The sequence below is a fragment of the Streptomyces africanus genome (assembly GCF_002150735.1).
In the GTDB taxonomy this organism is placed as follows: Bacteria; Actinomycetota; Actinomycetes; order Streptomycetales; family Streptomycetaceae; genus Streptomyces; species Streptomyces africanus.
Window position 1 is genome coordinate 1 of record NZ_MUKA01000039.1, and the last position, 7,083, is coordinate 7,083.

Annotated in this window: 8 protein-coding genes; 3 read left to right on the top strand and 5 right to left on the bottom strand. The window is 69.4% G+C overall.

Annotated elements, in window-relative coordinates; all coding sequences use genetic code 11:
- Window positions 1–24: 24 nt before the first annotated feature.
- Together CCL05_RS06290 and CCL05_RS06295 are read right to left on the bottom strand one after the other, a co-directional pair.
- A complete protein-coding gene (locus CCL05_RS06290; RefSeq protein WP_086559483.1) occupies window positions 25–1,464 on the bottom strand; it encodes a family 43 glycosylhydrolase in 1,440 nt (479 codons plus the stop codon).
- Window positions 1,446–2,426, bottom strand: a complete 981-nt coding sequence (locus tag CCL05_RS06295) for an arabinan endo-1,5-alpha-L-arabinosidase (RefSeq protein WP_208641389.1) — start codon at window positions 2,424–2,426, stop codon at window positions 1,446–1,448. The genes CCL05_RS06290 and CCL05_RS06295 overlap by 19 nt, the downstream gene beginning before the upstream one ends.
- A 233-nt stretch (window positions 2,427–2,659) precedes the next feature.
- Between CCL05_RS06295 and CCL05_RS06300 the strand changes: the two genes are divergently transcribed.
- Entirely contained in the window at window positions 2,660–3,427 is a 768-nt protein-coding gene (locus CCL05_RS06300; protein WP_086559484.1) for an intradiol ring-cleavage dioxygenase, read from the top strand.
- Window positions 3,428–3,439: 12 nt separating this feature from the next.
- Here CCL05_RS06300 and CCL05_RS06305 read toward each other — a convergent pair whose 3' ends face one another.
- Complete coding sequence (locus tag CCL05_RS06305) at window positions 3,440–3,994, bottom strand: YciI family protein (protein ID WP_086559485.1); 555 nt, start codon at window positions 3,992–3,994, stop codon at window positions 3,440–3,442.
- A gap of 108 nt (window positions 3,995–4,102) precedes the next feature.
- On the opposite strand from CCL05_RS06305, the gene CCL05_RS06310 reads away from it, so the two are divergent.
- Window positions 4,103–4,831 (top strand): alpha/beta fold hydrolase, encoded by a 729-nt coding sequence (locus CCL05_RS06310; protein WP_086559489.1) that lies wholly within the window; start codon window positions 4,103–4,105, stop codon window positions 4,829–4,831.
- 61 nt (window positions 4,832–4,892) lie between these two features.
- Here CCL05_RS06310 and CCL05_RS06315 read toward each other — a convergent pair whose 3' ends face one another.
- Together CCL05_RS06315 and CCL05_RS06320 are read right to left on the bottom strand one after the other, a co-directional pair.
- Window positions 4,893–5,543, bottom strand: a complete 651-nt coding sequence (locus CCL05_RS06315) for a DUF4360 domain-containing protein (RefSeq protein ID WP_086559486.1) — start codon at window positions 5,541–5,543, stop codon at window positions 4,893–4,895.
- A gap of 296 nt (window positions 5,544–5,839) precedes the next feature.
- Window positions 5,840–6,298 (bottom strand): RrF2 family transcriptional regulator, encoded by a 459-nt coding sequence (locus CCL05_RS06320; RefSeq protein WP_086559487.1) that lies wholly within the window; start codon window positions 6,296–6,298, stop codon window positions 5,840–5,842.
- 78 nt (window positions 6,299–6,376) lie between these two features.
- On the opposite strand from CCL05_RS06320, the gene CCL05_RS06325 reads away from it, so the two are divergent.
- On the top strand, window positions 6,377–7,083 hold a 707-nt coding region (locus tag CCL05_RS06325; protein ID WP_158102424.1), incomplete at its 3' end, for a beta-galactosidase.

A 7,083-nucleotide genomic window follows, 5' to 3' on the forward strand; every position in this document is an offset into this window, starting at 1 on the left:
CAGTTCCCCGCGCCCCTGGGGAACCTACACCGCTGTCAATTTCCACTGCTGGCAGTTGTTGTTGAGCCATGACCACTGGCGTACGTCCGCGCTGTCCGCTGTCGAGCAGTTGGCGACATCGGCCACTTTGCCCGTGGCCTTGTTGGTGATGCGGACGTAGCCGCCGTCCGTGGCGATGAACTGGAAGCGCTGGCAGGTGTTGTTCAGCCAGGACCACTGGCGTAGGTCCGCGCCGTCGGCGGTCGAGCAGTCGGCCGTGTCGAGGACCTTGCCGGTGGCGGCGTTCACCAGTCGGTGGGTGTCGTCGCCCAGGTCCTCCAAGCGCCAGCGCTGGTTGGTTCCGCCGTTGCAGGTGTACTGCACGACGTTGGCTCCGTCGGCCGGCGAACTGCCGGCGACGTCCAGGCACTTGCCGCTGTTGCGGTTGGAGACGGTGTAGGTCGTGGCGGCGGACGCCGGTTCGCCGGACGGCCCGGGCTGGGACGCCCCGAGCCGGACGGGCGTGCCGAAGTTCGGGGTGCCGTCGGAGTTCCAGGTGAACTTCTGGGCCCGGGTGGTACGGCCGTTGTCGCAGCCGTCGGAGGCGGAGTCGTTGGCGTGGTAGACGATCCAGTTCTCGCGCCCGTCGGGTGAGGTGAAGAAGCCGTTGTGGCCGGGCCCGTACACCCCGTTCGCGTCACTGCGCTGGAAGACGGGTGTGGACTTCTTCGTCCAGGAGGAGGCGGACAGCGGGTTGGAGCCGGTGAGTTCCAGTTGCCCGAGTTTGTAGTCGGGCGTCCAGCAGCCGCTCGCGGAGTAGACCAGGAAGGTCCGGCCGCCGCGTTGCAGCACCTCCGCGCCCTCGTTGACGGTGCCGCCCTGCCGCTCCCAGGCGTACGTAGGTGTCGAGATCGTCGCGTAGGAACCGCTGACGGTGTACGGGTTGGACATCGGCGCGATGACGAGGTTCTGCGTCCCGCCCGTGGTGATCGCACTGCCCAGCATGTACAGCCGGCCGCCCACGTTCATCAGGCTCGGGTCCAGCATCCAGGCCGAGTTGAGCTGCCCCTTGTAGGTGTAGGGGCCCATGGGGTCGGACCCGGAGCTCTCCAGCACATGGCTGCGCTGCGTCGGGTTGTAGTCGGACACGTTCTGCCCGGCGACGTAGTACAGGTACCAGCGGCCGCCCACGAAGTGCAGCTCGGGTGCCCAGATGTTGCAGCACCGGGAGGCGGCGTCGCCCTTCCACACCTGCACGCTGGGCGCGGTGGCGAGCCCGGCGAGGGTGGCGGACTTGCGGATGGTGATGACGTCGGTCCAACTGGTCGTCACCAGGTAGTAGTTGCCGTCGTGGTAGGAGATCCAGGGGTCGGCGCCCTTGACGGACTTGACCGGGTTGGCGAACGAGGCGGCGCTCGCGGTGGGCTGGCCGAGGGTGAGGGCGAGCAGCAGGACGGCCAGCAGGGTCAGTAGGCGACGGGCCATCCGCTGCTCCAGTTCAGGAGGTTGATGCCGAGCTTGGGCGTGCCGCCCGCATTGCCGTCGTAGTAGTGGTAGACGATCAGGTCGCCGTCGGCGTCCTTGAGGATCGACTGGCCGCCCGGGCCGATGACGTTGCCGTGCGACTCCAGGACGGGCGTGCCGCCGTTGTTCATCAGGTCGACGCCGTTCTTGTCGCGGTACGGCCCGGTGACGCTGGAGGCACGCCCGACCTTCACCTTGTACGTCGAACTGGTGCCGTTGCAGCAGGTGTCGTAGGAGGCGAAGAGGTAGTAGTACCCGCCCCGTTTGACGATGAAGGGCGCCTCGACGGCCTTGGTCCCGGTGGGACGGGAGGCGAGGGAGTAGCGGGTGGTGTTGGAGGAGAGCTGTTTCCCGGTGGCCGGGTTGATCTGGATCATCTTGATCCCGGTCCACCAGCTGCCGAAGGACAGCCACCACTTGCCGTCGTCGTTCACGAAGAGGTTCGGGTCGATGGCGTTGAAGTCGCTCGCGGAGTTCGACGTGTAGACGGTGCCCTGGTCGGTCCAGCTGCCCGGCTGGCCGGTGCTGGAGGTCGCGAGACCGATGGCGGAGGTGTTCGAGCCGAACTTCGAGACGGAGTAGTACATCAGGTACTTGCCGCCCTGGTACGAGATGTCCGGCGCCCAGGCCTCCGGCACGGAGGAGTAGTTCCGCCACCAGCCGGGCCGACTGGAGAACGCGTCGCTGCCGTTGCGGAAGGCCGTACGGTCACTGGACGTCTTGCTGGCGATGCCGCCGCCGGTCGCGTAGAGCAGGTACTGACCGGACGAGGTGCGGACCATCGACGGGTCGTGAGTGACGACGTCGCCGGTGACCCGGCCGGGGTTGGGGTACGCGGACGCCGCGCTCGGCATCAGGGCGAGCAGGGCTGCGGTGGGGAGAGCGAGCAGGGCGGTTCTCCTGCGCAGGATGGAGCGGCTCATACGGTCCTCCTTGCGGTGGGGGTGACACTGACCGACATTTCGAACAGCGATCGCAAGTTCGAACGGACCGTAGAATCGAACCTCTTGCGCGTCAATGGTCCGCGCAGCAACAACCACGATGGACCGGGAGCAGCTCGCGCTCTACGCGACCTGACCTGCAAGGCACTTGACGGCGCATCACTTTGCCGAACGCACAGGCCACTGACAGCAACCCCTCCTAATCTGCCGTGCTCATGACAGACAAGAAGAGCACCGCCTCAGCAGCGAACGCCCCCGTCGGACGCCGTGCCCTCCTGATGGCGACCGGCGCCACCGCCGCCACCCTGGCGGTCGGCGCCGCTGCCAGGACGGACGCCGGCACCACCGCCCCCGTGGCCGCCGCAGCCGTCTGCACGCTCACGAAGGAGATGACCGAAGGCCCCTACTACCTCGACGGACAGTACGTCCGCTCCGACATCAGCGAGGACAAGACCGGCATCCCCCTGAAGCTGACGCTCACGGTCGTCGACGACGACACCTGCGCACCGCTCGAGAACGCCCTGGTCGAGATCTGGCACGCCGACGCGCTCGGCGAGTACTCCGGCTTCGTGGGCGACAACGGCCACGACGAGCCCGACAACGGCACGTTCCTGCGCGGCGGCGTCCTCACCGGCTCCGACGGCATCGCGAAGATCACCTCGGTCTACCCCGGCTGGTACCAGGGCCGCTGTGTCCACATCCACATCAAGGTCCACACGGACGTGACCCTGGCCCCCGACGGCTCCTTCACCGGCGGTCGGGAACTCCACACCGGCCAGCTCTTCTTCAACGAGACGATCACGAGGAGGGTCGCGTCGCTCCCCCAGTACGCCGTCAACACGGTCCGCCGGACCACCCTCGCCCAGGACTCGATCTACGACGACGGGGGCGCGGCATCAGGCCTCCTCGCGCTCACCCCCCTGGGCAGCACGGCATCGTCCGGCTATGCGGGCACGCTGACGCTGGGCGTGGAACAAGGCTGACGACGGCGCCCGTCACCGCCGCCCGCCGAACTCCCACGCATGCACCTCGACCTCGGCGTACCGCCCCCGCGTCAGGGCACCGTGTGCCGTCTCCCCGTCCGGGGCCCGGACCAGCGCCGCCGTGCCCAGCCAGGCGGAGCCGTCGTCGGACAGCAGGGGGCCGTAGGCGATCAGGTCGTCCGAGCCGGGCGGTGCGTCGAGGTCGGCCGCCGCCGGGTCCGGGCCGCCCAGTCCGAGTACGAGGTAGCGGTTGCCGGTCGTCGGGCCCCCGGGGAAGTCCCACATGGTGCGGCCCAGGACGTTGCGCCAGCGGCGCAGCATCACGTCCCGGTACGCGCCGGCCTGGTAGCCGGGCTCGTCGAAGGCGAAGGCGCGGGCGGCGGCGGGGTCCGGCAGGTCGAGGATGTGGACACTGCCGGTGAGGGTTTCGCCGTCACTGGTGAACGTCGGACCCCGGGCGATCATCTCGGTCGCGTACTGGTCCATGTAGGACCAGTGCCGCTCCAGCAGCTCTTCGCGCAGCGGCAGCGAGCCGGGGCGATCACGGTGGAAACAGAAGAACTCCATGAGCAGAGACCCTTGCCCATGGCAGGGCAGCGGCTCAAGCGGCTTTCGGCAGCGGGTGTCGGCGTAAGGTCGGTCAGGCAGCGGAGGTCGGTTCGATTCGGGGGGATCATGACGGCAGTTGAGGGACCACCCATCGTCTTCGTACACGGGACACGGTTCAGCGCCGGGCAGTGGAGTCCGCAGCTCGCCGCGCTGCGGGACGAGTTCCCCGTCGCCGCTGTCGATCTGCCGGGGCACGGGTCCCGTTCCGCCGAGGCCTGGAGCCTGAAGGCGGCCGTGGAGGTCATCGCCGGTGCCGTGGAGTCGCTCGGGTGCGGGCCTGCCCTGGTGGTGGGGCACTCGCTCGGGGGGTACGCCTCACTGGAGTTCGCGCGGCTTCGCCCGGAGCGGTTGCGCGGGCTGGTGCTCGCGGGGGCCAGTGCCTCGACTCGCGGGGCGTGGGCGGTGCCGTACCGGTGGGTCGCCGGGCTCGTTCCGCGACTGCCGGCGGATCGGCTGGCCCGGTGGAACGACCGGTTGCTGCGCAGGATGTATCCGGACGAGGTGGTCGGGGCCACGATCCGGTCCGGTTACGCCTTCCATGCTCTGCCCGCCGCCTGGGGCGAGGTGCTGGGACGTTTCGACGCGGGCGCGATGCGTCGGGTGGCGGCTCCGGTGCTCATCCTGAACGGCGAGAAGGACAGCGTCTTCCGGTCCGGCGAGGCCGAGTTCGCCCGTGCGCATCCGCGCGCCCGCGTCGAGTTGGTCCCGAGAGCCGGGCATCTGGCGAACTTCGACGATCCCGACGCCTTCAGCGATGCCGTTCGCCGCTTCGCCCGGCAGCTGACCAGCGCCTGACCAGCGCCTGATCCGGGCGGCCCACCCGGCCCGACGCCCCGGTGGGCCGCCCCTCACCCCGTCAGGACTCCGGACACTCCTTCCACGCCATGTGGTACACCGTGCTGATGTCCCCGTCCGTGGAGTCCATCGTCATGAAGCTGACCTTGTCGGCCGACTGGGTGCCGGCGTTGACCCGGAGTTCGGTGTTGATGTTGAAGTTGCGCTGGACTCCGCAGGGCGCGTAGACCAGTTGGGCCCAGTCCGTCTCGTCGGTGGCCTGCCAGTTGTCGTTGTAGGGGCCGCTGAAGGGATGGTTCCTGGCCACCGTGCTGGGCGAGCCCTGGAAGTAGTACGAGGCTCGCTGGGAGGCGCTCGCGCCGCGCTGGAGTGAGGCGAAGCCCCGGTAGTCGGCGCTGGCGATGGCGTACGTGAAGCCCTGGGGCACGTGGACGATCAGGCTGAGCTGGCAGTTCCTGCGGAAGGCGGTCGGGTCGGAGCCTCCGCCGGCCTGGGCGAGGTAGTCGCTGTAGGTCACCGTGAACGCCGTGTTGTCCTCGGAGACGGCGACCGCCGCCGTGCCCTGCGGGCATCCGGAGCCGTTCACCGTGGCGACCTTGATGACGATCTTGTCCGGGGGCGGGTCGACGAACCCGGGGGACGGGGATTGTGCGGGGAGTGCGCTGGTGAGGAGCGCGGCTATCGCGCCGCTCAGGAGCAGGCCACCGGCCATGGTTCTCCCATCCGTTCGTGGGGGGTGGAACACGAAAGAGGCATGGGCATGTCAAAGCGACAGCTCATGCACACCCGGTCTGTGACCATTCCATGAAGGAGCTGTGAAGGCCGGGAGCGGTCGCATCGTACGCAGGACGGAGGGGGTCGGCCAGGGCGGTCTCCGGCCATTCACAGTGGCAAGAATTCACCCGGGATGCCGGCAGGCGCATAAGGTGCGTTAGCAGTGCGTCAGCCCCAGGACCCCCCGAGGACGCGATGAGGATCACCCACCGGCTCCCCCGCGGACGCGGCCCGTCACGGGTTCTCCCAGGCCGCCGGTTCCGCCGCCAGCCGCTCCACCGGCTCGGGCAGCGCCCCTGCCGCGAGGTCGGCGATCGTCACGCCCTCCAGGATCCTGCGCACATTGGCCCGCAGGGCGATCCACAGCGGCAGCAGCGGCTCGGCCGTGCCGGAGTAGGCGAGGCCGGTCGGGCGCTCGCCGCGCACCGAGACGATCGGTCCGTCCACGGCCCGGATCACGTCCGCGACCGTGATCTCCCCCGCCTCCCGGGCCAGCCGGTAGCCGCCGCCCCCGCCGCGCCGGCTGTCGACGACACCGCCGCGCCGCAGATCGCCGAGGATCCCCTCCAGGAACTTGTGGGGGATGTCCTGCGCGGTGGCGACGGCCTCCGCCTTGACCGGCCCTTCGCCCTGCCGGACGGCCAGTTCCACGACCGCTCGTACCGCGTAGTCCGCACGTGCCGAGATCCTCATACGACCATTGTCGCGGTCCCGTAGACAATGACCCACCAGCACCACGTACGGCACGGCAGCACAACAGGAGGCGCTCCCTTGGAGCTCAGCAGGCGTACCTTCCACGCTCTCGCCGGCACGGCGGCGCTCGGCTTCGCGCTGACCGGCAGCGGGTCGCCGACCTCCGCCAACCCGGCACGGACCGTGCGCACGGGCCCGCCGCCACCGGTGCCGAGCGCGGACGGCAGGCGGCACGAGGTCGGCTTCGACCGGTACTCGCTGCTGGTCGACGGCCGGCGCCTCGTCCTCTGGTCGGGCGAGCTGCACCCCTTCCGGCTGCCGAGCCCGTCCCTGTGGCGGGACATGCTGGAGAAGATGCGTGCCCACGGCTACAACGCCGTCAGCGTGTACGTCGCCTGGAACCACCACTCCCCCGCTCCCGGCCGGTACGACTTCACCGGTGTGCGCGACCTCGACCTGTTCCTGCGCATGGCCGCCGAGACCGGTCTGTACGTGATCGTGCGGCCCGGCCCGTACATCAACGCCGAGGTCGACGCCGGCGGCTTCCCCGGCTGGCTGACCGCGACCGAGGGCAGGGCCCGCACCTCCGACCCGGCGTATCTGCGGTACGTCGACGAGTGGCTGACCGCCGTCAACGCCATCGTCGCGAAGCGCCTGTTCACCCGGGGCACGGGCACGGTGCTGCTGTACCAGATCGAGAACGAGTACGACGCGCACGTCGACGAGCCGACCGGGCGCGCCTACATGTCGTACCTGTACGAGAAGGTCCGCGCCGACGGCATCGA